The organism is Bremerella sp. P1 (assembly GCF_028748185.1).
Taxonomy (GTDB): domain Bacteria; phylum Planctomycetota; class Planctomycetia; order Pirellulales; family Pirellulaceae; genus Bremerella.
This window is the reverse complement of the sequence record NZ_CP118164.1, coordinates 5,540,962-5,566,477: the sequence shown is the minus strand read 5'-3', so window position 1 is coordinate 5,566,477 and position 25,516 is coordinate 5,540,962. Positions and strand designations below refer to the sequence as shown.

Below are 25,516 nucleotides of genomic sequence, written 5' to 3'. Positions count from 1 at the left end.
CTACGCCCGCTTACGTCCTACCGAGTTCCGCGATGTCGTTACCCCCTTCCGCAACAAAGACGGTTTCTGACGCACAAGATGTCGCGTCCCAAACCGAATCCGCCTTTGTGCAGTACGACCGCGTTCAGGCGGCGGAAGAGGACGCGCTACTCATTCAGGCATTGCAGTCCAACGATCGCGAAGCATTGGGCACCTTCGTCCAACGTCAGCAAGGGTTTGTCTTTGGTTACCTCCGATCGCGGATGGTCGATCCAACCGATGCCGACGACCTGTGCCAGGAAGTCTTTCTCCGGTGCCTGGCCGGCAAAGTCCGTTTTCGCGGCGACGTCCCAGTTCGGCCCTGGCTATTGGGTGTTGCCCGAAACGTCTTACGCGAGCACATTCGCCGCAACAAGCGGCGGAAGGAAGTCGAGTGGACCGAACTCTGCCTGGAACTCGATGCCCTGACCGAGGACGACAGTTCCGACTATAAAGCGGTGCACGGTTGGCTTCATTCGTGCATCGATACCCTTGGTAGTTCGGCCCATGAAGCGCTGAAAATGCACTACTTCGCCCGCCTGAAAATGGCTCAGATCGCGGAGAAGATGCGTCGCAGCGAAGGGGCCGTAAAGCTTCTCGTTTTCCGTGCCCGCCAAGCCCTCAAAGAATGCGTCACACGAAAGTCGCGGATCGCCTCGGATGAATGACCAAGACCTGATCGTGCTCGTGCAAGAGAGCCCGATCGATGACCTCACCCTGGACCAGATTCAAACGCTCCGTGCGCGATTGCCGGAATCGCCCGCCCTGCGTGATGCCCTGTCCGAACGTCTTCAGATGGACCATCACCTGGTCGACGCGTTAGGAGCCTCTGGCGATACGCCGGATCAGTTCGTGCAAAAGGTGATCCAGCGTAAGCAGCGTCAAAACGCTGGTTCCCGTTGGATCGTAAGCCTGTCGATTGCCCTGGTGCTGATCGTCGGTGTCGGCGCTGGCGTCTTCTATCAACTTCAAGCCGGGGCAACGCCGGACGACATCGCCGTAACCGACGATTCCACCTTGCCCCAGGACGCACCGTCGACGCCAGGAACTTCACAGCGTCCTGCTGAGCAGACGACCGATGCCTCACCGATGCCAACGCCCGGTAATTCCAAAGAAAGCCCAACGACCGATCCCGTTGTAATCGAAGACCAGCCGGCCGAGCCAATCGTTAGCGAGCCAGAGCCGCCGATCGAAGAAGAGGCCCTTATTCCGATTGATGTGGCTCCCTTAACGTTCGCTCACCTGACGTCGCTTCCCGAGGCAGGTCAACGCGATTCGCTGACTCGTTCGCAATTCGACACATGGCTAACCAAGGCCTCCGACAAACTGCCGTCGGAAGTCCATGAGTTTCGCGACGGTGATCGTCCCCAAACGCGGATGAAGGGCTGGTTTCGCCTGAAAGGGAAGCTACCAACGCAAGCGGCGCTGCGGTTTGAAATGTCCGACATCCACCGCGTGCGGTTTCATTTCTACTGCGGTAACCAAGGCGTTACTATCGTCCGACATCAGCATGACTACTCTCCCTGGTATGCCTATGCCATGACCGCCGGCGACGATGGTATCCAACCGAAGAATTTGCTTCTGCAAGCCAACGATGGCTATCGCGAGCATCGCGGCCCGGCCCGCCACTATCGGCCGGTATCGTTCTTCTTTGACGACACGACGAGTGAACTGGTCTTCTACCGGGGCGATGTGGAAGTCATTCGCACGCCGTTGCCATCGGTGCCCGATCGAATCTACGTTGAAGGCGAATCGATCATTCGCCGCATGAACCTCTGGCCACTTCAGTCTCTACCAGAGGCACAGCCAGACTACCCACAGCAAGTCGCAATTGATCGTACGGCGGATCTTCCGTGGCAGTCGAAGCTGGCCGAGCAAGCCTCACTGGAAAAGAACGCCGACGGGACGCTTTCCCTGGTGAGCGAGAACCCGGAGACCCACAGCTGGACCTGTGTTCCCATCCCCGGTTACGGCATCCGCCTGGTTGAGCTGGAACTAACCGGCGTCGATCGATCGCACGGCGTGTTCTTGACGCAGCCAGGCAAGAAACCCGCCGAGGGACAACCGGCGGAAGTACCTGCGCCCCAGGATGGCCTGGTATTTAACAAAAACCGAAGAACGGACGAACAGTACGCGCGGTTCTCGTACATCTGGGATTCGGGACACGAGGTCGACCGCCAACCGCTGGAACACCCGGCAGCTCAGGTAAGTGATCATGTTTGGGTTCGCCTATTGGCCGGGGGTGGTCAGATTCGCGGCTGGATCAGTCTCGATGGCAAACACTGGGCGCTGCTTGCCGGCGAATACAACGACACCAAGGGAACCTACAACCACGTTGGTATTTCTGCGGCCAAGGTCGAAGGGAACCATCGCCTCACGATCCAGAAGATGGTGGTACGCGAGCTGCCGGGCCTCACACGATTATTCCCGAAAGAGCATTGGGAGAAGGTCGACCAGGTCAGTTGGAAAGAACTGGGGGAATCTCCTTACGCCAGCGAGCCTTTCACCCTGCCGGACGGCTCGAAGCTGCCAGCCGATCTGGCAACGCGACTGCGTCGCTATAGTTGCACCAGTTCTTCGTACGATCACATGACAACTCTCTGCGAAGAAGCCATCCAGGCTGCCCCAGGCAATGCCGAGAAGCGGCAGGTCATCAAGGACATGCTCGCGTTGACCAGGACCTGGCCGCTCGACTATCACGAGAAGCGTTTCATCAGTTGGTCTGAAGAGCGACTCGGCAAGCTGTTTGAAGAGCAGCTTCCCACGCCTGATCGGCAAGACTATGCCGCCTTTCGTCGCGAGCTACTCAACCTGCCGACGATGAATCGCGATCCCATGGGATACTTTTCGCAAGAGCGATTCAACGCCGAAATCCTGATGGCAATCCAACAGGAACGCTGGAACGACATCCTCGACGCCTGCGAGACGATGCGCCGTTATTATGTGTATGATTCTCGCAAAATGCGCAGCGAATTCCCCATCATCAACTGGGCAGGCGGCATTGCCGTACGACATTCCAATCGCGCCAACCAAGACACCGACTATCTGACCGAAGGGCGATCAACCACGTTGCTCGTCGAGGACCTCAGCAAGGAAGCGTACAACATCAGTGCCGAACTGAATGCCGCGCTCGAAAGTGATGCGATCGCCGACGCGTGTCGTTTGATCACTCAGATCCCTGAGTCGGCGGCGGAAGGGCTGGCCCCTTCTGGCCGTGACCCCGATCACCTTTTCTCGGTGACCGCGGCCATTCAAATGGCCGTTCAAAATCACGAAGCCCTCAAGCTTCAGATGGAAAAGGAACACGCAGACCTGGCCCAGTTGCGTGTGAATTCAGCGATTCAGCGTGGCGATCGCAAGATTGTCGAATTGGTAACGCTCCAGTTCTTCGATACCCAGGCCGCTGCCGAAGCGCATCTGTGGCTGGGCGATCAAGCAACATCGGCCGGCGACTTTGCTACCTCCTTGCAGCACTACATCAAAGCTGCCCGTTCGGCCGATGGTGAGCTTAAGTCCAAGATTGATGCTCGGCTGCTGATGCTCGGGCATCTGCCGTCAGGCGACCAGCCCGAACCGAACGGATCGATATCGATCGGATCGACCACGCTCTCGGCAAATTCCTTAGTCAACGAAACTGCCGTGATCCGCAGCACCCAGGCTGCCCAGCAGGAAGTCGCCGGGGCGGATACCCATCCGTCGGCCAATGCAGCCTGGCCAGAGAAAGCCTCGATTCAGTCGACCAACTTCGTCCTGAAGGGTTCGTGGGGTCGCGAACAAGACCGAATCCCTACCGCAGTCCGAGACTCACGTGTTGATTGGCACGGCAAGGCCCTGGGCATGACGACGTCCGGCGATCACGCCTATCTCTGCAATCGATTCGAACTATGGAAGCTCGATCTGAAGAATCAGAAAGAATTGTGGAAGCGATCCGAAAAGGATAAAGACCGCGGCAAGGCACACGCCTATCCTTACGCAAACTGCGTCCCACTGCTGGTTGGCGACATGGTCGTCACGCGGATGCTGCACGAAAAAGGGTTTGCCCTGTATGGATTCGATCGCGAAACGGGCGACCAGCGCTGGGCGACCAACCTCGACGACCAAATGGTCCTGGCCACCGATCCGGTTTCCGTTCAAGGCCGCGTTCTGATTGTGACATTGCGCGAGGTTTCGCAGTCTACGTATGCAGTGCGACTCTCGCGGGTCGATCTATCCACCGGTGAGATACTCGACAGTCATCCCTTGTTTCGCATTCGTGATACGTGGTTCGACCGTGGAATTGGCCACGTGGTTGCCCATCGCGAACAGCTGTTGATTGATCTAGGTGGTGTGCTGGCGTCGTGCGATATCTCTGGACACCTCCAGTGGGTCCGTAAGCAACTGACGTTTCCACAACGAGCCGATTCTCGCTGGGCAGGCCAGCAGATGAGCGACATCGAAATCCTCGGTAATCAGGCGATCTCGTTCCATGCCGGTACGCTTCGCCTGGAGTGCTTCGACGTTGCCACGGGCACGCTGCGCTGGACGATGCCAGGCACCGACGTGCAATCCATCGAGTTATTGGCCGACGAGACCCTGCTGGTCGAACAGCCTGACCAATGGCTACTGGTGGCTGCAGACTCCGGAAAAGTCACTTCCACCGTTGCCAAACCCGAGAATCTGATCTCGTGGCACCGCACCCAAAGCGGCCTGATTGGCCTTACGCACGTGCGGCCAACGGAAAAGGATCAAAAACCGATGATCCAAGTGGTTCGCCTCGATCCTGGCTCAGGTGAAGTCAGCCCACTGCAGACGCTGGAGATCTCGGGCGAGGAACGTCCAGCTGCCGGCCCCCTCTTTTATGGGCCTGAGAAGTGGTTTCTCTGGCTCAACGACGATCAAAACAAGGACGAACGTAAGCTGATGGTGGTCCAGTAAACCTCGGCAGTCTTGGTAACCGATCGTTCGGACCCAGTACGAATTATTCAGAAATTTTCTCGTCTGGCGATTTTTCGCGAAACGATCCTGCTACCCAGGGCATAGCTTTTCAGAGATGACGCTTTGCACGGCTTTTCACCAAGGGTCGGCAGGCGGCTGAAATTACTGGCACACCCCTTTTCCTTGGCCAGGCTATGTCCTTTTCCCGTACTTTGATCTTATCGACCCTCCTGGCGTTTACCGCTGTGTGCAGTTCGCACGCGATGGCGGAAGGAGAGTGGGAAGTCACTCCAGAAGGCCGGCAGGCACTCGAACGTGGCTTGAATTGGCTGGCCGAAAACCAGGGGCCCAACGGGGACTGGGAATCGGACGATCTAGGCCTGATTGGCATGGGGGCTCTCGCATTTATGGCGGACGGTCATGCCCCTGGCCGTGGCAAATATGGCCAGCCGCTCGATCGAGCGATCAATAAAATCCTTTCCAGCCCTCGTCCTTCGGGACTACTGAATGTCGCCGATCCACAACGCGACATGTACAACCACGGGCTCACCACGTTTGTCCTGGGTCAAGCCCACGGAATGACGCACGATACGCGGATCAACCAGGTCTTGGATCGCGCACTCAAGCTCATTGCGTTCACTCAGGCCGAAGACGGCGGCTGGGACTATCGTGCTGTCCGCCGAGACAATGGGCACGATCTAAGCCTGGCCGTGATGCAGGCCAAGGCCCTACGTAGTGCGATGGACACCGGCATTGAAGTCGCTCCGGAAGTGGTCGATCTGGCTATCGGGAGTGTCCGCGAACACTACAGCCCCGAAGGCGTTTCTCGCGACGCATCCGAAGCCGAACAACAGAAGTACCCTGGGCAGTTCACCTACACGCGCCACGGTGGCAAGGCATCGTTGGCCATGGCCGCCGCAGGCGTTGTTTGCCTGCAAGAGTTTGGCCAATACGATGACTGGCGGATTGCCAAGAACATGGAAGTCATTCACGCCGAAATTGCCAAGCTGAAAGAAAAGAGCAACAAGAACAACGGGCGTCTTCCGTTCGATGCCTACACGCTCTACTACGTCGGTCAGGCCCTGTATCAGACCGGCGGCGAAGACTGGAAACGTTCCTACCCGACGCTCCGCGATGCGGTGATCGAGTCGCAGTTTAATCGACCGGAAGATCTTCGCTATCATGGAATGTGGCACGCGGGCGCCCATGTCAACAACATGCCAGGCGACCTCTATGGTACGGCGGTCGGGTGTTTCATCTTGGCGATGCCCAATCGCTACTTGCCCATCCTGCAAGAAGGGCGAATCGAATCGTTCCAGCAGGATGCCAGCCGCTAGTCACTAAGTCACGATAGCACCCCTACCAGGTCCTCATGTTCCCATTTTTCGTAGCTTCTGGATTCGCGATTGCTGGTGCCGCCATGATGGCCGGCCCCGCACTGATTCACTTGATGAATCGCAATCGCTATCGCACAGTCCACTGGGCTGCGATGGACTTCCTGCTCGAAGCGATGCAGTCGAATCGACGACTGCTGCGAATTCGTGACCTCTTGCTGATGGCCTTGCGAGCCCTAGCGCTACTGCTGTTCGGCTTGGCCCTGGCTCGCCCCTACTTCACCAGTTCAGACTCGGCACTGCCTGGCACATCGAAACCACCGCACGCGATCCTGGTGCTCGATAACAGCATGAGCAACTCGCTCGAATCGATCTCCGGCTCGGCCTTCGAGACATCGCGCGAACAAGCCAAGCAGTTTCTCGAAAAGCTTCCTTCCGCCAGCCAGATCTCGGTCGTGGCTCTTTGCGGTGCTCAGTCGCGACGCATCACCGACCCCTTCACTTCCCGCACCGATGCCGCTGACGCGATCGACAAGATCGTCGCCACTGATGGCCCCGGCGAACTGACGCACGCATTGAATCAAGCACGCCGTCTGGCTGAACAGACGCCTTCTCTCTCTCCCTACGTCGTTGTCTTTGGCGATCAACAAGCATCGCAGTGGCAACGTCTTGCTCGCGGCAATCCGCCTGAGGAAGAGATGCCGGTGATCCTGGTTGGTACCGATTCCAGCACGCCCAACAATGCCTGGGTTGAGGAATTCGGCTTGCCAGACGGGATGGCTGAAGTTGGCATGCCAACCCGCATCGTGGCCCGCGTTCGTTACCAGGGGGACGAGCCACGATCGAATGTCGCCATCTCGTTCAAGGTTCGCGACAACGAAGTCGAGACCAAGTTCGCCGACTTCCCGGAAGGCGATTCGGTTCAGACGTTAGCGTTTGATTACGTCTTCGACGCGATGGAAGTCGACCCGAGCCGGATGTCGTCGATTCCTCTAACCGTTTCGATTGCTGGGGATGCCCTGCCGGCGGATGATTCACGTTCGCTCGTTGTGCCACTGGTCGCTTCGACGCCCGTTGTATTTATTGACCAGTGGAGCGATACCGAAGAGTCGCCGGCGCTGGGGCGTCTGGGCGAGACCTGGGTCCTGCGGCAACTCCTGTGCCCGCAGACGGAATCAAGCCGCGAAGAACAACACCTCATCCGTCCGATTCACCTCTCGCAGCGTGAAGCGGAAGGGGAGCCACTGCGGGCCGCACTACGCGAAGCTCGCCTGGCCGTGGTCGCCGGTATCGAGTCTCCTTCGGTCGAACTTGTCAGCATGCTTCGTTCGTACGTCGAACAGGGCGGGCAACTCGCCATTGCTGCCGGTGGTGATTTTGACCCGCACGCGTGGAACGATGTTGCCTGGCAAGGTGGGCAAGGCATTCTTCCCAAGCCGCTCGAGCCAGCCGCGGTTGGTCAGAGCCTGAGCGAGTTTTCCGACGACCTCCAACCGTTCCGCATCTCCGGCAAAGGGTTGCTCGACCATTCCTACTTCCGCCTGGCCGACCTGGAGGAAACACAGTTGATCGACCTCTATACCGATGCTCTCTTCTTCAAAACGGTTGTACCGACGGACGAAGGCGAATCACTCGACAACAAAAATGCTGCCGGAAACCTGCCTCCACTGGAAAACAAGTGGCTCTCCTGGACGCCACCCGTCTCGACGATCGAGCGATCTGGGGACGACGGTGACAGCCCTGCAGTCGACATCCCGGCCACCACGATCGCCCAGTTTGATAATGGCGTTGAGTTCGTCGTCGAGCGTCATGTGGGATCAGGCCGGATTGTCTTCTTCAGTTCCGGCATCAGTTCCGAGTGGTCAACCTTGCCCAGCACCAACGCGGTCTTGATCTTCGATCGCGTCTTGCGAAATCAACTGGCATCGACGTTCCAACGGTACAACTTCGCTGTGGGCGAAACGGCCTTGCTGCCAATTCCGCCAGGCGTGGGTGATTCCAACATTCAACTGATCGCCCCGGACAGTGGCATCGTCAGTTCGGTCTCACCACGCTTCCTGAACGAAGAAACACGCGGCGTGCTGATCGACAACCTCGATTCCGCTGGCGTCTATTGGTTGTCGGACCGAGAGCAGAATGACGCCTCGGGAGACACCGCCGATGGACGCGCGCAGTTCCGTATTCCCATCAGTGGAACCCCTACGGCTTGGGAATCGCAATTGTCGCGGCTTGATGAAGAACAGTTTGCCGGCCTTAATCTGCCGCCCCAGTATCGTTGGGAAGACAGCTCTCAACTGCTCGGCGGCAGTGGCATCCCAATGTCAGGCCATTCGTGGTGGCAGTGGTTGATCATGCTGGTGATCTTTTTACTTATCATCGAAATGACCGTGGCGGCGATGCCGTCGTGGTTGGCCTGGATCGTCGATCGACGTTCGGGAGCGCAATCGGCCCCTTCGGCCTCATCGTGATTGAAACGGAATGATTTCAAAAGTAATAGGTTGGCTTCTCGGGATTAGCGACGTCGAATCAGTCGATGGCGTCAGCTTCTCGTTCGCTGCGCCCTGGGCAGCAGCCGACCCAACCTGGCTGCTGGTGGGCTGCCTCGCGGCGATTGGCTTCGCAGTCTGGTACTACACTCGCATTCAAAGTGGACTCAGCACTCTGCCGGCCGCTGCTCTAGCCGCGACGCGGGCCCTGATTCTGGTGATGCTCGTCATCACGTTGGCCGATCCAACGGTTCGCCTGACCGCCAACCGTATGCTCAAGCCGGTGCTTTACCTCGTGTTCGACGGCACCGAGAGCATGAATATTCGCGACAATCTTAGCCCAGACGAGCTTGCGGCACTGACCAAAGCCCTGGGCACTGAAGGCACCGGCAGCGAAATCGCCCCCCCTGCCCTCACGCGACAGCAATGGGTGAAAGCTTACCTGGAGAAAACTGACAACAACCTGATCGAACAACTCCAGGACAAGCACGACTTAGAGATCGAGTATTTTGTCTTCGATGGCGAATCGACCAGCGTCGCGCGCCGCGTCAGCGCCGGCAACGATGATGAACCTTCCTCGCCACAAGCCGTTGCCGCCGAACTGACAACCAACGGTAAGGTGACTGCCCTCGGTGAATTGGTAACCGACCTGGGCAATCAGTCGTCGCGTCGTCTGGGTGGCGTGGTCATGTTCAGTGACTTCGCCCACAACTCAGGCACAGCACCTCTCGGTTCCAGCGGACACAACGATCCGACTCCCCTCGATCGCCTGGGCGTTCCGATTTATCCGATTGGGATCGGAGCCGTCTCGACGCGTGACTTGCAGGTCGAGATTCAGCCGCCGCTAAAGATGAAGAAGGCAGAACGCTCGACCATCACCGTCCGCGTCAGCCAATCGGGTGCTGAAGGGGAATCGGCTCAGGTCACCGTCACCGCTCGACCGATGCAAGGCGAGTCGGTCGCCGAGGCAACTGGGCAAGACATTATCGTCGGCACGCAAACGGCCGTCTTCGACACGTCGATTCAGTACCTCGAGTTCCCCTTCATTCCCCAGCAGTCAGGCCGCTTCCTGATTTCCGCCTCGGTCGATGTCCTACCAGGGGAAGTGAGCGAACAGAACAACCAGTCGTCGCGAGCGGTCAACATCGTCGATGACTACATCCGCTTGACGTTCATCGAGAATGAACCGACGTGGGAATGGCGTTTCGTGAAGGAAGTCTTCCATCGCGATCGACTGGTCGGCATGGAAGGTTTCCGCACCTTCCTGCGTTCGGCCGACCCCAAGGTGCGTCAGGCCAACGAGATGTTCCTGCCCACGCTTACCCCGCAGCGTAGCGAGTTCTTCGCCAACGATGTGATCTTCCTGGGTGACGTCCCTTCGGAAGCATTGAACGAGCGGTTCTCGCGGATGCTCAAGCAATTCGTCGGACAGTTCGGTGGGGGTCTGGTGATTGTCTCCGGTCCCAACAATGGACCATCGGAACTGATCAACACCGAGATCGCCGACATGCTGCCGGTGAAACTTGACCGTTCCCTTGCCATCCGCGCTGCCCAGCCTTTCCGTATGGAAATCACGCCGCTTGGCAAGCAAGCCGACATCATGCAACTGGGCGATAGCGGCTCGGTTGATCCGCTGCAACCCTGGGAAAACCTGGGTGAGCTTCCCTGGTACCAGCCGGTACTCGGCGTGCACTCGCAGGCCAATGTCTTGGCTCAACACCCGACCGACGTGTGTGCCGACGGCAAGACTCCTCAGCCGCTGATCGCAACCCGCCGGTATGGTAATGGCGAAGTCATTTACATCGGCTTCAACGAATTGTGGCGGCTTCGCCGAATCCACGGCGAACGCTACTATCGGCAGTTCTGGTCGCAGATCATTTCTCGTCTGGCCCTGAGCCATGCCTTGGGTAGCCAGAAGCGGTTTGTCCTTTCGATGGATCAGCCTGAATATCAGGTCGACGATCGGGCATTGCTGACCGTCGAAGCCTATGACGAGAATTTCGACCCACTGACCATGGACGACCTCCCCGCCGAAGGCCTGCAGGCTCAAGTCTTTTTAGGAGACGAGCCCGGCGTCCAGCCTTCGCTCATTCAACTAAGTGAGTCACGCCCAGGCCGCTTCGAGGCCCGTGTTCCTGTCTTTGAAGCCGGAAGGTTCACGGCCCGTGTGAGTGACCCCATCAACGGCTCGCCGAGCGAAATTCGCTTCGATGTTGTCGGGGCAACGGCAGAACAACGGAATCCGGCTCGCAATCTGGCACTTCAAAAGGCAATGGCCACCTCGACCGGCGGAAAGTCGTACGAACTTCAAGACGCTGGTACGCTGGTCGACGATATCAAGCTGGAACCTGTCATTGAAGAAATTTCCCGTAGCTTCCCGATTTGGGGAACGCCGCTGTGGTTCATTGTCGTGGTGACTCTATTGATGGCGGAATGGATTGCCCGAAAGCGAGCGAACCTGGCATGAGCACCTCGAAACTTGGCAGTCTGAAAACGCAATTACGTCGGCTGAGAAATGCTCGCGACCGAGTACGCATCGGTCTGATGCTGACCTCGTCTATCTTCTGGATCTCTGGCACGCTGCTGCTCTGGTTCCTGCTCGACTTCGGCTTCAATCTAAGCCCGCTACATCGCGGACTGATGATGCTGGTCAGCGTACCTGTGCTCGCTTATGGTCTTGGCCAGGCCCTGACCGCCCTGCGCGGCTGGGGAGCTTCGATCATCGACACGGCGATCTCCGTCGAACATACGCACGGAATCGACGGAGACCTGGTCGCGGCGATTCAGTTTGAACAAGGGCAGGCAATCGGTTCTTCCGAATTGCAAGGAGCCGTGGTCGACTATGTCGCTGAGCTGAAAGACGAAATCGATATTTTTGAAGGGTTCCAGTCGCACCGCATTGGAAGCCGGTTCTTCGCAGTCGGTTTGATTGCCGCGTTTTTTGCCGCGGCCTGCGTGTTCGCGCCGCGGCACGTATCGGCGTTCTTCGAGCGTCTCACCCTGGCTCACGTCAACTATCCAACAAAAACATTGATCACCTCCATCTCGGTCAATGGACAAGAGGTCGACTTGAGCGATCCCACCCAGCCGATTCCCGTCGGTTATGGAAGCGGGCTCGAACTGACGATCGCTTGCGACGGCGTTCTTCCCAAGACGTGCCGAGTGACCCTGGAAGATGAAAAAGGAGAAGCGACGTCGGCCACCCTGGATCCAACCGATGACGACTCGGGTGAGTACGTCTATTCGATTCCGCGACTCATTCAACCAATCCAGTACCAGGTATTCGCTGGCGATGCAGTGAGCCCTGTGCTCAACATTGAGATCATCACGCTGCCTGCCCTCAAGGTTGAACTCGCAGCGACTCCGCCGGACTATGCAAAGAACATTCAGCTTGCCAGCAATTCTTCCTCCACACATATGGCTGTGTTGGCGGGAAGCGACGTCTCGTTGAAAGTTGTCGCCGATCGCGAACTGGACGCCCCAGAGCTAACGCTTTTGCGTGGTGTTTCGCAATCGGTTACCAAGCTGTCGCCGGTCGCAGACTCGGAGAACACCTGGCGTCTCGACGACCAACAGGCATCACTGAGCAACATCCAGGAAACGGTCACCTACCAACTCAATGCCATCGACAAGTATGGCCTGTCCCCGGCATCACCGATTCGGGGAACGATTCGCGTGGTGCCTGACCGAATCCCGAGCGCATCGCTGCAGACGATCCACCACATTGTCCTGGCAACCGCGTCGCCGGTCGTCCGCTACCGAGCGTCCGATGACTTTGGCCTGGCGAACCTGGTGTTTCAATTGAAGATTCATCGCGGGCAGACAGCTCCCCGCGTGGTGGAAGTTCCCCTGAAGAGCTTCGCGGCGAATCAGCCTCCGCAGAAGACGGCCGAAGGGGAATTCGCACTCGATCTGTCCCCCTGGGCTCTGGAAGTGGGCGATCGGGTTGAAGTGACGCTTCGAGCTACTGATTTCCGCGGCAACGCGGAAGAAATGGCGGGGCAAAGCGATCCAATTAACCTAGAGATTGGTGACGAGAGCACGGTACTGGCTGCCATCGCGGAAGCCGACAAGCAATCGGAACAAATGCTGAGCGAGTTGATCCAACAGCAATTAGGCTTGGGAGAAACCCAATGATACGCTCGATTTTTGCCAGCTTGATTCTTTCCCTCGTGATGACGGCCAGCATGGTGCTGCCACCGGTCGCGACTGCGCAAGACACCGATGTCAGCCAGTTGCGTCGAAAGCAATACATCCAGCAGCAAGCCCAGGCCCTGACGCGGCAACTGGTCTCGCAGGTCCTTGACCTGCAAGCGGCACAGCTTAAACAAAATGGACTGACCGAAGTCCCCATCTATAACGACATCCTGCAAATGCGGGAAAACCTGGACGAACTGATCAGCAACGAGATGCAGGGCGTCGTCCAGAAACTGATCCTGGCTCAGGAAGTGCAAGGGAAAGAGCGTGTCACGGCTATCACCGAAGCACGCGACGAAGTTCGCAAGGTGCTGCTCACGCTGATGGCCGAACGCCAACGACTGTACCGCCGCATGCGACTGGCCCGCTTGAATGCCCAAGTGCGGGAACTCATTGCCGTTCAAGAAACGGTTTCGACCCAGACGCGAGGTCTGCCGCAGCTTCCAATGGAATCGCGCGACGCCGCTGCTCTGGCGAATCTCTCGCGTCAAACCGACGCGATCATGATGTTCCATCACCTGGAAGAAGCTCTTCTCGACATGCGTAGCTGGGGCGGTTCCTTGGCGAACTCGGCCATCGCCGGGCAACAGATTCTGAAAGAGGAAAACGCCTCGGAAGAAGCTCAAGGCGCTCTGACCAGCATTCGTGAAGGCCGCTATTCCGGTGCCAGTGTCCATCAGGATGCGTTCGTTGCCGCTCTCTACAGAATCCTCGAAGACCTGCAAAAGGCGCAAGGTCTGGCCGACAACAGCCTCGAATCGGCGATGAACGAGATCGAGAAGCTGAAAGACGAACAGGAGACCGTCAAAGAAGAGACCAGCAAGTCAGAGTTGACTCCAGAGAAGGCGGACGAACTCTCGCAGAAGCAGGAATCGATTCAGAAGAAGCTGGAAGAGCTCGCCAAAGAGATGACCAGCCAGCCTGAGAACGTTGAGCAGTTAGAAGAAGCGAGCGAAGCCGCTGCCGAAGCAGTCGCCGAGTTGTTTGAAGCCGACCAGGAAGCCGCCGTCGAGAAGCAAGACGAGGTGCTGGCGAAGCTGGAAACGCTGAAAGAGCAACTCATCGAGCAGGCCGTCCCACCGAACATCGCCAGCGCCGACGAGCGAGAAGAACAGATCGCCGCGTTGGAAGAAGCCCAGCAGGATCTGGAAAACGCACTCGAGAAACAAACCGCCGCGGAAGAGCAGTTCGAGAAGAACCCCGACAACGCGGACGCAGTTGCTCAAATGCAGCAGGAAGCCAAGCAAGCGTTAGACGAAGCCGCAAATACGGAGAACCTTCCTGATTCCGTCAAGCCAATGATCGCCGAAGCGAAAGCCAGTGCCAACGAAGCCGCGGCTGCTGCCGAAGAAGCAACCTCCGACAATCAGGAAGAGACAGCCCAAGCCCAGGAAGAAGCCACCGACGCCACACGCCAGGCCCTGGAAAACGTCGCTTCGACGTTGGCCGACGCCAAGCGTCAGCAGTTAGCGACCAAGATCGGCGAACTCGCCCGGGCAGCGGAAGCTCTTGATCGAGCCGCTGCCGCCCAGCAAGAGATCACTCGCGACGCCGCCAAGGTTGCTAACGATCCAGAGCAAGGCCAGAACCAAGACATGGAAGCGTTGGCAGAGACTCAAAGCGACATCGCCGCCGTGGCAAACCGAGTCGCCGAAGGCACCGAAAATACAGCTCCACAAGCCGCAGATGCGCTGAAGCAAGCACAAGACCAGATCGACAAGGCCAGTGACGCCGCCAAGCAAATGGCCAAGCCGCAACAGTCCCCCGAAGCGACCGGCAAACAGGCCCAAGAGCTTCAGACCCAGTCGCGGGAAGCTCAGCAGAAGCTGACCGAGGCCGCCAAGGCACTTCGCGAAGCAGCGAAGGAAGCAGCCAATCAGCTCGCAGAGACAGCTGGCGAACAGCTCGATCAAATCGACAACGTCGACGAAGCGTTGGGGTCGATGCCCCAGCAGCAAGATCCCACCGCGGCCCAGGCACAAATGGAAGCCTTGGCGAACGAGGCTGGCATGATTTCTCCCGAAGCCGCTGCCCGGCTGCGAAAACAACCCGAAAACGCCGCAGGTCAGAACGAGTTGGCCATGAACGATGCGGGACCACAATCTTCGCCCATGAATGCAGGACAGCCAGAAGGCAATCAGGAAGCCTCCTCGGATGCCAATGCTGCCGAAGAAGGAAACGCGGCTGAACAGGCCAACGCCGGGGAGGATTCCGGTTCACCCATGAACGGCGAGACAGGCAACCAGCCAGAGAATTCGGGCGATGCTCAATCCCCGATGGCAAATAGCCCGATGGGTACGGATTCCCAGACACCGATGGGCGATAGTCCCATGGGTAGCGACTCTCAAGCACCGATGGGCGACAGCCCGATGAACGGCGATTCGCAAACGCCCATGGGTAACAACCCGATGGGAAGTGACTCGCAAACGCCCATGGGCGATAGCCCGATGGGAAGCGATGCTCAATCGCCGATGGGCAGTAGCCCGATGAATGGCGACGCTCAAGCACCGACACCGACACCCCAGCAAATGCAAGAGCAGGTACAGCAAGCTCGTGCCGAGTTAGCCGGTCGTCGTCAACCGATCGCTGCCGACAAACGAGCGGCTGAGGAGATTGCGAATCTGTTAGATAACCTGGCAGATTCGAGTGAGAGAATTCAAGAGTTGTCTGAGCAGTTTATGGCCAACAATGCCGAAGCTGCCGCAGCCGAAGGCAACATGGGCGAATCATCAGAAGGCGGCGAGGAAGGTTCTGTAGGCGAGCAGCCAATGCAGACCGGGGAAAACGTCGCTGACAACGCCGCCGATTCGGCGAGTGAGGGAGAAGCGGGTTCTGAGGCCAGTGAGAACCCGATTGCCTCCCAACTTGCCGAATCGATGCGGCAATTTGCCAACTCCCAGCGTCAGGCGACACAACTTGCCGCCAATGCTGCTCAGCAAGGACAGATCGCCAACCAACCCGTGCGAGAAGCCCTGCATACGGCATCGCGACTTCCCGTACCTATGTCACCCATGAACAACGCACCGGCCGAAGGTGCCATGGGCGAGCCTGCTGATGCGGCGGGTGCTCCTGAGCCAGGAGATCTTGCCGGTCAGCCAGGAGAGGCCAGCCCACCTGGGGAAGCAGGTCAAGAGTCGGGTAGCCCGGCACAGCCTTCGCAGGGTTCGCCTATGCCCGGCAGCCAACCTCCGCAAAGTGGTAGTCCTTCCCAAATGGCTTCGCAGCAATCTCCTTCGCAAGGAAGTCCAGGACAACCTCCGTCAACAGAGATGGGGAACTCAATGGTTTCGCCTACCCCGCAGGTCACCGCTCAGGCATTGGCCGGTGCCGAGGTCATGGAGTCGCTGTGGGATCAAATGCCGGAACTGATCGCCGATGGCCAAACCGAAGGCAATGAGGTCGCCTCGATCGATCCCCTGGGCATGGCAGCTCCGGCATCGGCAATGCTCGACAACCCCAACGCTTCGCAGCCAGCGTCCCCAACCGACGCAATGGCCCAGAACGCAATGCAGGGTCAGCCCACCAACAGTCAACCATCCAACTCCCAAGCCAGCACTTCCACCGAGGCCACCGACGGCAAAGAAGCCAACGAGGGAGAAAGTGCTTCGACCGGTGTAACCAGCAACAGTAACCCCGCGGCTCGTTCGTTTGAGAAAGAACCGTGGTTCACCAAACTTCCACCCGGCGTCCAGCAATCGATTCGAGCCAGTGTGCGGCGTTCACCTCCGCCTGGTTACGAAGAGCGACTTCGCCGTTACTTCGAGAACGTCGACTAAACGGCGTTCCTCCTAAACCCTTCAAATCAATCATCGTCCTTCGAGTTTGAGGCACCTAGTTATGGCATCCGATCCGATTTCCCAAAGTGACGTCGCCGCCGTCCAAGAATGCGAAAACGCCTATGGCAAGCTTCGCGACGAATTGGCCAAGGTTATCGTTGGCCAATCTGATGTGATCGAGCAAGTTCTCGTCGCCATGTTCGCTCGCGGTCACGCACTGCTGGAAGGTGTGCCAGGTCTGGCGAAGACGCTTTTGGTCAGTTCGCTTGCCGAATCCTTGCACCTGAGCTTCAAACGTATTCAGTTCACGCCTGACTTGATGCCCAGTGATATCACCGGGACCGAGATCATTCAGGAAGACCTGGAAACCAAGAAGCGTCGCTATGAGTTCCTCGAAGGCCCGATCTTCGCGAACCTGATTCTGGCCGACGAAATCAACCGTACACCTCCCAAGACCCAAGCGGCTATGCTGGAAGCGATGCAGGAACGCCAGGTGAGTGCCGGCGGAACGATTCGCAAACTTCCCAGCCCCTTCTTCGTGCTCGCCACGCAAAACCCGCTGGAACAAGAAGGTACTTACCCGATGCCGGAAGCCCAATTGGACCGCTTCCTGCTGCATATTCGGGTCGATTACCCTAGCGGCGCAGAAGAATGGGAAATTGCCCGCCGCGTGACATCTGGTGCCCAGGAACAAATTTCCTCGTGCATGAGTGGCGAACAGATCGTTCAGTTCCAAGATCTCGTGAAGCGTGTTCCGGTCAGCGATCAAGTGTTGGGTTACGCCTGGGCACTGATTCGGGCGACTCGGCCAGGAGCGCCCGAAGCTCCTTCCTTTGTCAATCAATGGGTCGCCTGGGGTGCTGGTCCGCGTGGTCTTTTGACCTTGGTAACCTGCGCCAAAGCACGAGCCATCCTGTACGGGCGTTACCACGCGAGCATCAGCGACGTGCAAGCGATGGTGAAGCCGGCACTGCGGCATCGACTGGCGGCCAACTACTCGGCCCAAGCCAACGGCTACACCAGCGACAAGCTGATCGAAATGCTGTTGGAAGAAGTCTCGTCTGAGAAAACCTACGCCTGCCCGGCTGCCTAAGTTGTTAAGCCCATTTGATAAGGTGTGCCAGTGAATAGCGGCGTCCTATCCCGATACCTCGACTACGAGTTTCTCCGCCAACTCTCCGGGCGTTCTTTGGAACCCCGGGGCCTGGTAAGCGGAAACCTGGCCGGTGCGCACAAGTCGCCGTCGTCTGGGTTTGCGGTCGAGTTCTCAGGACACCGCGAATATGTCCCTGGTGACGACCCGAAGCATATCGACTGGCGTGTCTTCTTTACGCGCGACAAGTACTTTATCAAGCAGTATGAAATGGAGACGAACTTTGTCTGCCATTTGATGCTCGATATCAGTAAGTCGATGCGATACGGCGAAGAAGCCACCCAGAAGATGCTCTTTGCTTCGCGCCTGGCGGTGAGCCTGGCCCATAGCATCGTTCGCCAAGGGGACAAGGTTTCGTTCACGACGTTCGATACCAAGATTCGTGGGCACATTCCGGCCAGCAACGCCCTGCCCCAAATCATTCGGATGTCGCAGCATCTCGACGAAACGGATGCCGATGACACCACCGATTTGCATGCCTGCTTGTCCGAGTTCAGCCAGCGGATGGCACGTCGCGAAATCGTGATGATCTTCAGCGACTTCTTTGGGGACCTCGAGACACTCGAGAACGCAATCCAGCGTATTCGCTTCAATAAGCATGACGTAGTGCTAGTTCAGGTCATCCATGATCACGAGCTGAACTTCAACCTGGATGGCATGACCCGCTTCGTGGGGCTAGAGATCGACGCCCAGAGAATTGCCCAGCCAGCAGACATTCGCTCGGCCTACCTGAAAGCAGTCAGGCGGTTCAATGAGGAACTCGCGGACATTGCCACCCGTAACAACTGCGATCATGTCTTGGCATGCACCAAGGAGAACCCGGGAGCCATTTTCTGGGAATACCTCAACCAGCGAAGCCTGCAGAACCGCCGTATCTAAGTCACGGCGAATTTTCTCGAAACTTTTTCTTACGCTTCCGAGCGTCCGTTTTTAGGGCAATTAAGCCGTACGACGGGAATTCCCGGCCCCTCAAAGGGTACTTTCGGGGACTTTTTGCCTAAGGGTGCTGAAAGTCACGTTGACATCAAAGGTAAGATAGTCATCATTAAGGTAATGCTCGTTGGCGGTAACGTCATCGGTCCCGAGAAAGCTTGCAAGTGTGAAAACGCGATGCTGTCTTCCTGGGGAAGATTTTACTCTGTTAATTCTAAGATTAGGTAGAGCATAAAAACGCTCGGAGAATCACGATGAAATTCTCGTTTCGCCTTGCAGAATTGCTAAATCACTCGCCAGACCCTAAGAAACGTCCTGGCACCATTAAAGCGATCTGCGACTTCACTGGATTGGATCGCCATCAAGTTTCCTCCCTGCTTAAGAACGAAGCGAAGTACATCCCACTTTCGGCGCTCGCCCAGGTGTGTGACTTCCTCATAAAGCACGGCTACGCAGAAGCCAATCAGCTGCCTGGCGCATTGTTCGCCGTCGAGCCAGAGAACTTCTGGGAACTGCTGGCCCGGCGTAAGCGGGTTGAGATGTGCCTCGGGATTCGTGCCGACGAAAATTGGGCCGAGGGTGCCTGGGTCGTTGCTTCTGATACGATCCTACAAGGCCAACTGCTCACCGGCATTTCCACCTTGGGTGGCACCGCCAAATACCGCCAGCAAGACATTCCTCGCGACATGGTCTCGCTTAGCGGCGACGGCTACATGATGCGAGACACGCCCATTCCTCAGCCGGAAGACCTTTTCCAGACACTCGTCTGGGCACCTGGTCAGGCTGAAGACGAAGAAGTCCATCGCCGTGGCCACGAAGTCTATTCCAGCTTCCAAGCCGTCGACGGCGACAAGGCTTTGATTAGCCTCGGAAGTATTCGTAGCAACCCAGTGATCGAACTGGGACTGGCGAGTGCTTTCAATACCGAGCCATTCATCAGCCAGGATGAAGTCGAAGATCCGAGCCAACGGGCCATTCCGATCTACCTTCGTCACCGCGAGAAGAACGCTCAGTTCCCTGGTTCCTGCTGCGGCGGCGATCAGTTGTCCAAGAGCTATGCTCCTGAAACACCAGGCTTCTACTACGAAAAAGAAGATGGCAGCTGGGGTTGTTGCAAGTGGGACGAAACCACTTACGAACCGGCCTACCTGATCTACGTCTATCACGAATCGCAAGGGCGTCTGGAAATGATGCTCGGTGGTTACTCCGGACGTGGCACGCGACTGTTGGCTAAGACGCTCTCGAGCCGACCGGAAGAGTTCTGGCCGCCTGTTTACACCGGCAACGGGACGCAGATTGGTGCCTATGTCATTCAGTACGAACTGAAGAAGCAGAAGAAAGCCCGCAGCGTACTGGTCGCCGATTACTCGGCCACTACGAAGATCATTCCGATTGACCCGAAGGCCATTCAGCGACGTTTGACCGTCTAAGGTCTCACGCGTTACCGACCAAATAACAAAGGCCGTCCCTGCACCAGTGCAAGGACGGCCTTTTTCATTTAGGTTTTCGTCGGGTTACTTCTTAGGGAAGCTCGCGGATCTTCAAACCGCGGAACTCGACGGGCGAGCCTTCCGATTCCAGGCAAAGATAGCCGGTCGCTGGTGAGCAACCGGTACCGCCGGAAACCTCTTCGCCGTTGACCCACAAGCGGACTTCGCCGTTGATGGCTCGGACGTAGTAGTGGTTCCACTCGCCGGTTCCCTTGCTGAGCTCCTTGGAAGGGAAGCTGCGTGCGCCGTTGGGAGCGGTGGGAGGAAATGGAGTCATCTTGGCCGCGCCAACCGGGAAGACATCGCCATGACAGGTAAACCAATCGGCCTTACGCTTGCCACCTTGCTCGTATCGCTCTTTGTAACCCAGATCGAGCACCTGAACTTCGATCCCTTGTGGTAGGCCTGGACCAGTCAACTTCTCAAGCGAGGAAGGAATGGTCCAGACAAAAATGCCGCTGTTGCCGGCTGCCTTCAAGTGACGCCACTGACACACCAACTCGAAATTGGTGTACTCCTTCACGCTTCGTGTCACGCTTGTGGGCTTGCCGGTGCACTCGATCAGGCCGTCCTCGTGGAACGTCCAGGTATCATCGTTGCTATTGACTTTCGTGAAGTCATCTTTGCCCAGGGCAACCCAGCCAGGGCCTTCGCCATTGATGAAGGCCTTCGAAACCGGTTCTTCCGCACGCAAGTTGGTCACGCCAACCGCGGTCAACACTGCGGCTATGACAAGGCTCAACAGTCGAATCTGCATTCGTTCAATCCTTAGTTAGGTTTGTTAGTTGTTGGTTCGTTTCAAGGTGTCGTCTCTAGATGGCCCAACCTTCACGATACGACTTTGTGAGAAGCTTCGCAGCCTCGGGGGCGTTGGTAATCTGAAACTTTTCAGCATCCCACTCCAGCTTCTTGCCTGCCCGATGGGCTACATTCCCGAGAAGATTGTGTTCGATCAACGCACCAGAGTAGTTGAAGTTGCAAAGCGACTCGCCGCCGGTCTTCGCGGCATGAAGCCATTCGGCATGGTGCCCCAGGCTCTTTGGGATGCGGTTTTCTGGAGCCACATAGTCTTTGAACTTTTCGCCCGGCGACAGGACCAGCTTGCCGTAGTCGGCTACCAGAACACCCTGCTCGCCGATAAATGCAACGCCGATGCCCCACTTGCTGATCGTCGTATCCTCGCCTACCAAGGGCTGTAGATAGTCGCTACGGCGTTTCATGCCTTCGGGGCCGTGATACCACACGACTTTCGTCGGTTTGGTCCAGTTGGCGTTGCCTTCGCGAGCTGGATGTTGCCAGGTGACGACCTGCCAGGGAGGACACGCGACAGGATCTGCTTCAGGTCCGTCCGACTCGATCGACGTTGGGTGTTTCAGGCCCAATGCCCAGAACGGCAAGTCGATCAAGTGACTTCCCATGTCGCCCAACACACCGTTGCCGAATTCCCAGCGGCGGTTCCAGTTTAAGTTGCCACCCTTCCAGTACGCCTGGTTGTAAGGACGCATCTCAGCAGGGCCTAGCCAGGTATCCCAGTTGAAACCCTCGGGAATAGGCTGCTCCGGCAGAACAGCAGGCTGAACCGGATTGATCGTCCGGCTACACCACACATGCGCTTCGGTGACGGGGCCAATTGCCCCAGCGGCGATCAGTTCCACCACGCGTCGATAGTTCTCCGTTGCGTGAATCTGCGTTCCCATTTGGGTCGCAATAGAACCCTTCTTCTCCGCGTAAACGTTTTGCATCTGCCGGGCTTCTTCGACCGTGTGTGCCAGAGGCTTCTCGCAGTAGACATGTTTTCCGGCCTTCATCGCGGCGATCGAGGCCAATGCGTGGTGATGGTCTGCCGTGCTGATAACGACGGCATCGACTTGTTTGTCTTCAATCACTTCCCGCCAATCGCTGCATGTCTTGGCTTGCGGGTAACGAGACTTGGTCTTTTCCAGAACCTCTGGATTAGTATCGCAGAGGGAGTAGATATTTTCGCCTGCGACTCCGCCGGTGTTGGAAGCACCCCGCCCGCCGGCGCCGATGATTCCGATGTTCAGCTTCTCGCTTGTCGACGTCTCTTGTCCGCTGACATGCACGACAGGCCCCAATGCGATCGCAGCGGCGGCGGTGGCACTGGAAGACTTCAGGAACGAACGACGATTGAGCCTGGATTTGGTCATGAGAGTTCCTTGAGGTGGGAGATTACGGTGGGAAGTCGGACGAGTTCGGTATTCGCGTATCTCACGCACTAGATGGCCCGAGATATCGCCCGTGAGCCCATCATAAGGCGAATGGGCTACAAAATTAATAGATACCCGGTGAAATTCCCAAAATTGCAGTGCGGGCTAATCGGGAACCGATCGAATGACCAGATTGCGAATCTCGGTCATGTCGTGCATAGCAAACCGAACCCCTTCTCGTCCGATACCACTCTCTTTGACTCCCCCGTACGGCATATGGTCGACGCGCCACGAGGGGACGTCTCCGATGATGATGCCGCCGACGTCCATGGTATCCCACGACTTCATGATCTTTTGAATGTCACGCGTGAAGATGCCGACTTGCAGCCCGAAGTCGCTGTCGTTTGCCATCGCCAAGGCTTCGTCGAAGGTATCGAAAGGTGCCACCACGGCGACCGGCCCGAAGACTTCTTTGGCACAAACGGCTTCGTCCTTGGGGACATCGGCCAGCACGGTTGGCTCCACCAGGATTCCATCGCGCGATCCTCCCACTAAGACTTTGGCACCGGCATTCTTAGCAGACTCGATCCAGGCTTCGATTCTCTCGGCATCCGACGGAGAAATGATTGGACCGACGAACGTTTCCTTGTCCATCGGATCGCCTACGGTTAGCTTGGATACCCGGTCACACAGAAGTTTTACTGCTTTGTCGTAGACGCTTCGGTGGATCAGTACGCGTTGAACGCTCACGCAGCTCTGCCCCGATTGATAGAACGCACCGAATACGATGCGCTGCACGGCGTCTTCCAGGTTCGTCCCTTCGTCGACAATACAGGCCGCGTTGCCACCGAGTTCGAGCGTGACCTTCTTTTTGCCGGCTTTGGCCTTCAAACTCCAACCGACATCTTGCGATCCGGTGAAGCTGAGCTTCTTCAGGCGATCGTCAGTTACCAACAAGTTGGCGGCGTCGCGGCTGGCCGGAAGTATCGAGAATGCTCCTTCCGGCAGATCGGTTTCGGCCAAGATCTCGCCCACCAATAGCGCTCCGATCGGCGTCTTGCTGGCTGGCTTCAACACAAACGGACAGCCAACCGCTAAAGCAGGTGCGACCTTGTGCGCCACGAGGTTCAAGGGAAAGTTGAACGGCGTGATAAACGCACACGGACCAATGGGTACGCGCTTCCACATGCCGCGATACCCTTCGGCACGGGGACTGATATCCAGCGGCATGACTTCGCCCAACATCCGGGTCGACTCTTCCGCGGCAACGCGAAACGTATCGATCAGACGTGTTACTTCTCCGCGACTGTCGCCGATGGGCTTGCCAGCCTCGACGCAGAGGGCCTCAGCAAGCTCTTCGCTGCGCTGCTCGAAACGCTGTACGCAGTGGTTGAGAATCGCTTGACGGCGATACGAAGGCAACTCAGCCATCGCCTGGGCTGCCTGGTCGGCCGCGGCAATCGCCTTGTCCATCATGGCAACATCGGCAAGAGGGACCTTGGTGGCGACGCTCAAGCGGTACTTATCCTCGACATTCAGATCGAAGTTGGGCGTTACCGGCTGATTGGCAAGATAGGCAGGGTATTCGCTGCGGATTGACATAAAGCCCTCGTGAATGTGCACGTGTTAGCATTTGTTTTTCGCGATCCGATGCCATCCTACAACCTGCCCCCCCAAGAGAAAGTAGTTGAGGCCATGTTTTACCCATAGAACCACGATTTACATTTGACATTTGAGCACTGATGTTTGTATCATCACGATACCTCTATCGGGTAGTTACGCTACTAAGGAAATGGGTTGATATCACGCGGTTGCCATTTCAGATTTTCCCGGTGGTTGCGGGAACCTGAAGAGGATTTCCTTCTCTAACGTTCAGTATCGACAAGTACCACGCAAGATCATGCGACGGTAATACCTTCATCATACGGTGGGAGCTCGCTATGAAAGCCAGCACAATCGCCATCTCTCTTCTCGTCTGCGTTCTACTTACATCCTGTCTCATGGCGGCAGACGTTCGCACCTGGACTGACACTTCAGGCAAGACTCTTTCGGGTTCGCTGGAAGAAGTCACCGAAGATGGCAATGTGAAGATCAATTCGAACGGTCAGAGTTTCACGATTCCGATCGAGCGTTTCAGCGAGGAGGATCAAAAGTACATCGATTCGCAAAAAGAAGAGATGGAAGAAGATGACTCTCCTACTCGGCGTCGTCGTAAGAGCGATCTGTTTGATTATCGTCAGTGGAAAGACAAGCAAGACAACGAAATCAAAGCCAAATTCGTTCGTATGTTCGAAGGTCAGGTCGTGCTGCTTCAAGGACGTACGCCTCACAAGGTTTCGTTCTACGATCTGAGCGACGCAGACCAAGTCTATCTGCGTGGCGAACTTGAAAACCGCGGTGAGGACGACCAGATCCCTCCACCGCCTGCGAACACGGGTGGCGGTGCTGGTCCTTCGGGTGGCGAAATCGCCGGCGGAGGTCCTGCCCCGTACGACCCACGTATGGCAAACCAAGTCACGGCGCCGCCAGCCTATGCTCCTCCGGCGATGGACGATTTCGCCAAGCGTCAGCAAGAAGAACACGAGAAGATGCGGCGTGAGATCGAGAAGAAACAAGAAGAAGACCGCCGTGCTCGCGAGGAAGCCCAGCGCAAGTTCGAGGAATCGCAACGCCAACGCGAGGCAGAAGAGCAGCGTCGACAGCAGGAACGCGATCAACGCCTTGCCCAGCAGGTGCAACAAGCCCAACAGCGCCAGCAAGATATGGTCGCACGTCAGCAAGATATGTACGGCGGAGGCGGTGGTGGCGGCGGTAGCTCTGCGGAACAACCGGCCGGGACGTGCAGTAACTGTAACAAGGTGATTTACGGTAACATCGGGGCCGGCGATCACTGCCCTCACTGTAATGTCTTTTTCTCGAAAGAGACTGACGAGTTTGGCCGTACCACCAAGGAAGTACCTGTTCCTTGGTACTATGGCGCACCGATCCCGATTGGATTGATCATTTGGGTGGTGGTCACCGTCATTCGCAAGATGGGTTCTTCCTAA

Annotated in this window: 14 protein-coding genes; 11 read left to right on the top strand and 3 right to left on the bottom strand. The window is 57.2% G+C overall.

Annotated elements, in window-relative coordinates; translation table 11 throughout:
* The first annotated feature begins 32 nt into the window (after window positions 1-32).
* From PSR63_RS23045 to PSR63_RS23000, 10 genes are all read left to right on the top strand, one after another.
* Window positions 33-686 (top strand): RNA polymerase sigma factor, encoded by a 654-nt coding sequence (locus PSR63_RS23045; RefSeq protein ID WP_274328028.1) that lies wholly within the window; start codon window positions 33-35, stop codon window positions 684-686.
* A complete protein-coding gene (locus PSR63_RS23040; protein WP_274328027.1) occupies window positions 679-4,932 on the top strand; it encodes an outer membrane protein assembly factor BamB family protein in 4,254 nt (1,417 codons plus the stop codon). The genes PSR63_RS23045 and PSR63_RS23040 overlap by 8 nt, the downstream gene beginning before the upstream one ends.
* A 194-nt stretch (window positions 4,933-5,126) precedes the next feature.
* The gene (locus PSR63_RS23035) at window positions 5,127-6,269 is read left to right on the top strand and encodes a squalene--hopene cyclase (protein WP_274328026.1); all 1,143 of its coding nucleotides are present in this window, start codon (window positions 5,127-5,129) and stop codon (window positions 6,267-6,269) included.
* A gap of 35 nt (window positions 6,270-6,304) precedes the next feature.
* The gene (locus PSR63_RS23030) at window positions 6,305-8,734 is read left to right on the top strand and encodes a vWA domain-containing protein (RefSeq protein ID WP_274328025.1); all 2,430 of its coding nucleotides are present in this window, start codon (window positions 6,305-6,307) and stop codon (window positions 8,732-8,734) included.
* 10 nt (window positions 8,735-8,744) lie between these two features.
* A complete protein-coding gene (locus PSR63_RS23025; protein WP_274328024.1) occupies window positions 8,745-11,219 on the top strand; it encodes a hypothetical protein in 2,475 nt (824 codons plus the stop codon).
* Entirely contained in the window at window positions 11,216-12,889 is a 1,674-nt protein-coding gene (locus PSR63_RS23020) for a DUF4175 family protein (protein WP_274328023.1), read from the top strand. Before PSR63_RS23025 ends, PSR63_RS23020 begins: the two co-directional genes overlap by 4 nt.
* Window positions 12,886-16,725, top strand: coding sequence for a hypothetical protein (locus PSR63_RS23015; RefSeq protein WP_274328022.1), 3,840 nt, complete (start codon window positions 12,886-12,888; stop codon window positions 16,723-16,725). The genes PSR63_RS23020 and PSR63_RS23015 overlap by 4 nt, the downstream gene beginning before the upstream one ends.
* A gap of 61 nt (window positions 16,726-16,786) precedes the next feature.
* Entirely contained in the window at window positions 16,787-17,818 is a 1,032-nt protein-coding gene (locus PSR63_RS23010) for an AAA family ATPase (RefSeq protein WP_274328021.1), read from the top strand.
* 30 nt (window positions 17,819-17,848) lie between these two features.
* A complete protein-coding gene (locus PSR63_RS23005) occupies window positions 17,849-18,757 on the top strand; it encodes a DUF58 domain-containing protein (RefSeq protein WP_274328020.1) in 909 nt (302 codons plus the stop codon).
* Between the two features lie 308 nt (window positions 18,758-19,065).
* Window positions 19,066-20,241 (top strand): helix-turn-helix domain-containing protein, encoded by a 1,176-nt coding sequence (locus tag PSR63_RS23000; protein ID WP_274328019.1) that lies wholly within the window; start codon window positions 19,066-19,068, stop codon window positions 20,239-20,241.
* A gap of 91 nt (window positions 20,242-20,332) precedes the next feature.
* Here the strand turns inward: PSR63_RS23000 and PSR63_RS22995 are convergent, their stop codons facing one another.
* The 3 genes from PSR63_RS22995 to PSR63_RS22985 all read right to left on the bottom strand — a co-directional run bounded on the left by PSR63_RS22995 (window position 20,333) and on the right by PSR63_RS22985 (window position 24,071).
* Window positions 20,333-21,058, bottom strand: a complete 726-nt coding sequence (locus PSR63_RS22995; protein ID WP_274328018.1) for a 3-keto-disaccharide hydrolase — start codon at window positions 21,056-21,058, stop codon at window positions 20,333-20,335.
* Between the two features lie 55 nt (window positions 21,059-21,113).
* Window positions 21,114-22,469, bottom strand: coding sequence for a Gfo/Idh/MocA family oxidoreductase (locus tag PSR63_RS22990; protein WP_274328017.1), 1,356 nt, complete (start codon window positions 22,467-22,469; stop codon window positions 21,114-21,116).
* Between the two features lie 165 nt (window positions 22,470-22,634).
* A complete protein-coding gene (locus PSR63_RS22985; RefSeq protein WP_274328016.1) occupies window positions 22,635-24,071 on the bottom strand; it encodes an aldehyde dehydrogenase family protein in 1,437 nt (478 codons plus the stop codon).
* A gap of 338 nt (window positions 24,072-24,409) precedes the next feature.
* Between PSR63_RS22985 and PSR63_RS22980 the strand changes: the two genes are divergently transcribed.
* Window positions 24,410-25,516, top strand: a complete 1,107-nt coding sequence (locus tag PSR63_RS22980) for a hypothetical protein (protein WP_274328015.1) — start codon at window positions 24,410-24,412, stop codon at window positions 25,514-25,516.

Bases quoted from the DNA above. Each gene is read 5' to 3' on its own strand.
- PSR63_RS22980 (WP_274328015.1), top strand. From the start codon at position 24,410: ATGAAAGCCAGCACAATCGCCATCTCTCTTCTCGTCTGCGTTCTACTT.
- PSR63_RS23030 (WP_274328025.1), top strand. From the start codon at position 6,305: ATGTTCCCATTTTTCGTAGCTTCTGGATTCGCGATTGCTGGTGCCGCC.
- PSR63_RS23010 (WP_274328021.1), top strand. From the start codon at position 16,787: ATGGCATCCGATCCGATTTCCCAAAGTGACGTCGCCGCCGTCCAAGAA.
- PSR63_RS22985 (WP_274328016.1), bottom strand. From the start codon at position 24,071: ATGTCAATCCGCAGCGAATACCCTGCCTATCTTGCCAATCAGCCGGTA.
- PSR63_RS23040 (WP_274328027.1), top strand. From the start codon at position 679: ATGAATGACCAAGACCTGATCGTGCTCGTGCAAGAGAGCCCGATCGAT.
- PSR63_RS22995 (WP_274328018.1), bottom strand. From the start codon at position 21,058: ATGCAGATTCGACTGTTGAGCCTTGTCATAGCCGCAGTGTTGACCGCG.
- PSR63_RS22990 (WP_274328017.1), bottom strand. From the start codon at position 22,469: ATGACCAAATCCAGGCTCAATCGTCGTTCGTTCCTGAAGTCTTCCAGT.
- PSR63_RS23020 (WP_274328023.1), top strand. From the start codon at position 11,216: ATGAGCACCTCGAAACTTGGCAGTCTGAAAACGCAATTACGTCGGCTG.
- PSR63_RS23025 (WP_274328024.1), top strand. From the start codon at position 8,745: ATGATTTCAAAAGTAATAGGTTGGCTTCTCGGGATTAGCGACGTCGAA.
- PSR63_RS23045 (WP_274328028.1), top strand. From the start codon at position 33: ATGTCGTTACCCCCTTCCGCAACAAAGACGGTTTCTGACGCACAAGAT.
- PSR63_RS23015 (WP_274328022.1), top strand. From the start codon at position 12,886: ATGATACGCTCGATTTTTGCCAGCTTGATTCTTTCCCTCGTGATGACG.
- PSR63_RS23000 (WP_274328019.1), top strand. From the start codon at position 19,066: ATGAAATTCTCGTTTCGCCTTGCAGAATTGCTAAATCACTCGCCAGAC.
- PSR63_RS23035 (WP_274328026.1), top strand. From the start codon at position 5,127: ATGTCCTTTTCCCGTACTTTGATCTTATCGACCCTCCTGGCGTTTACC.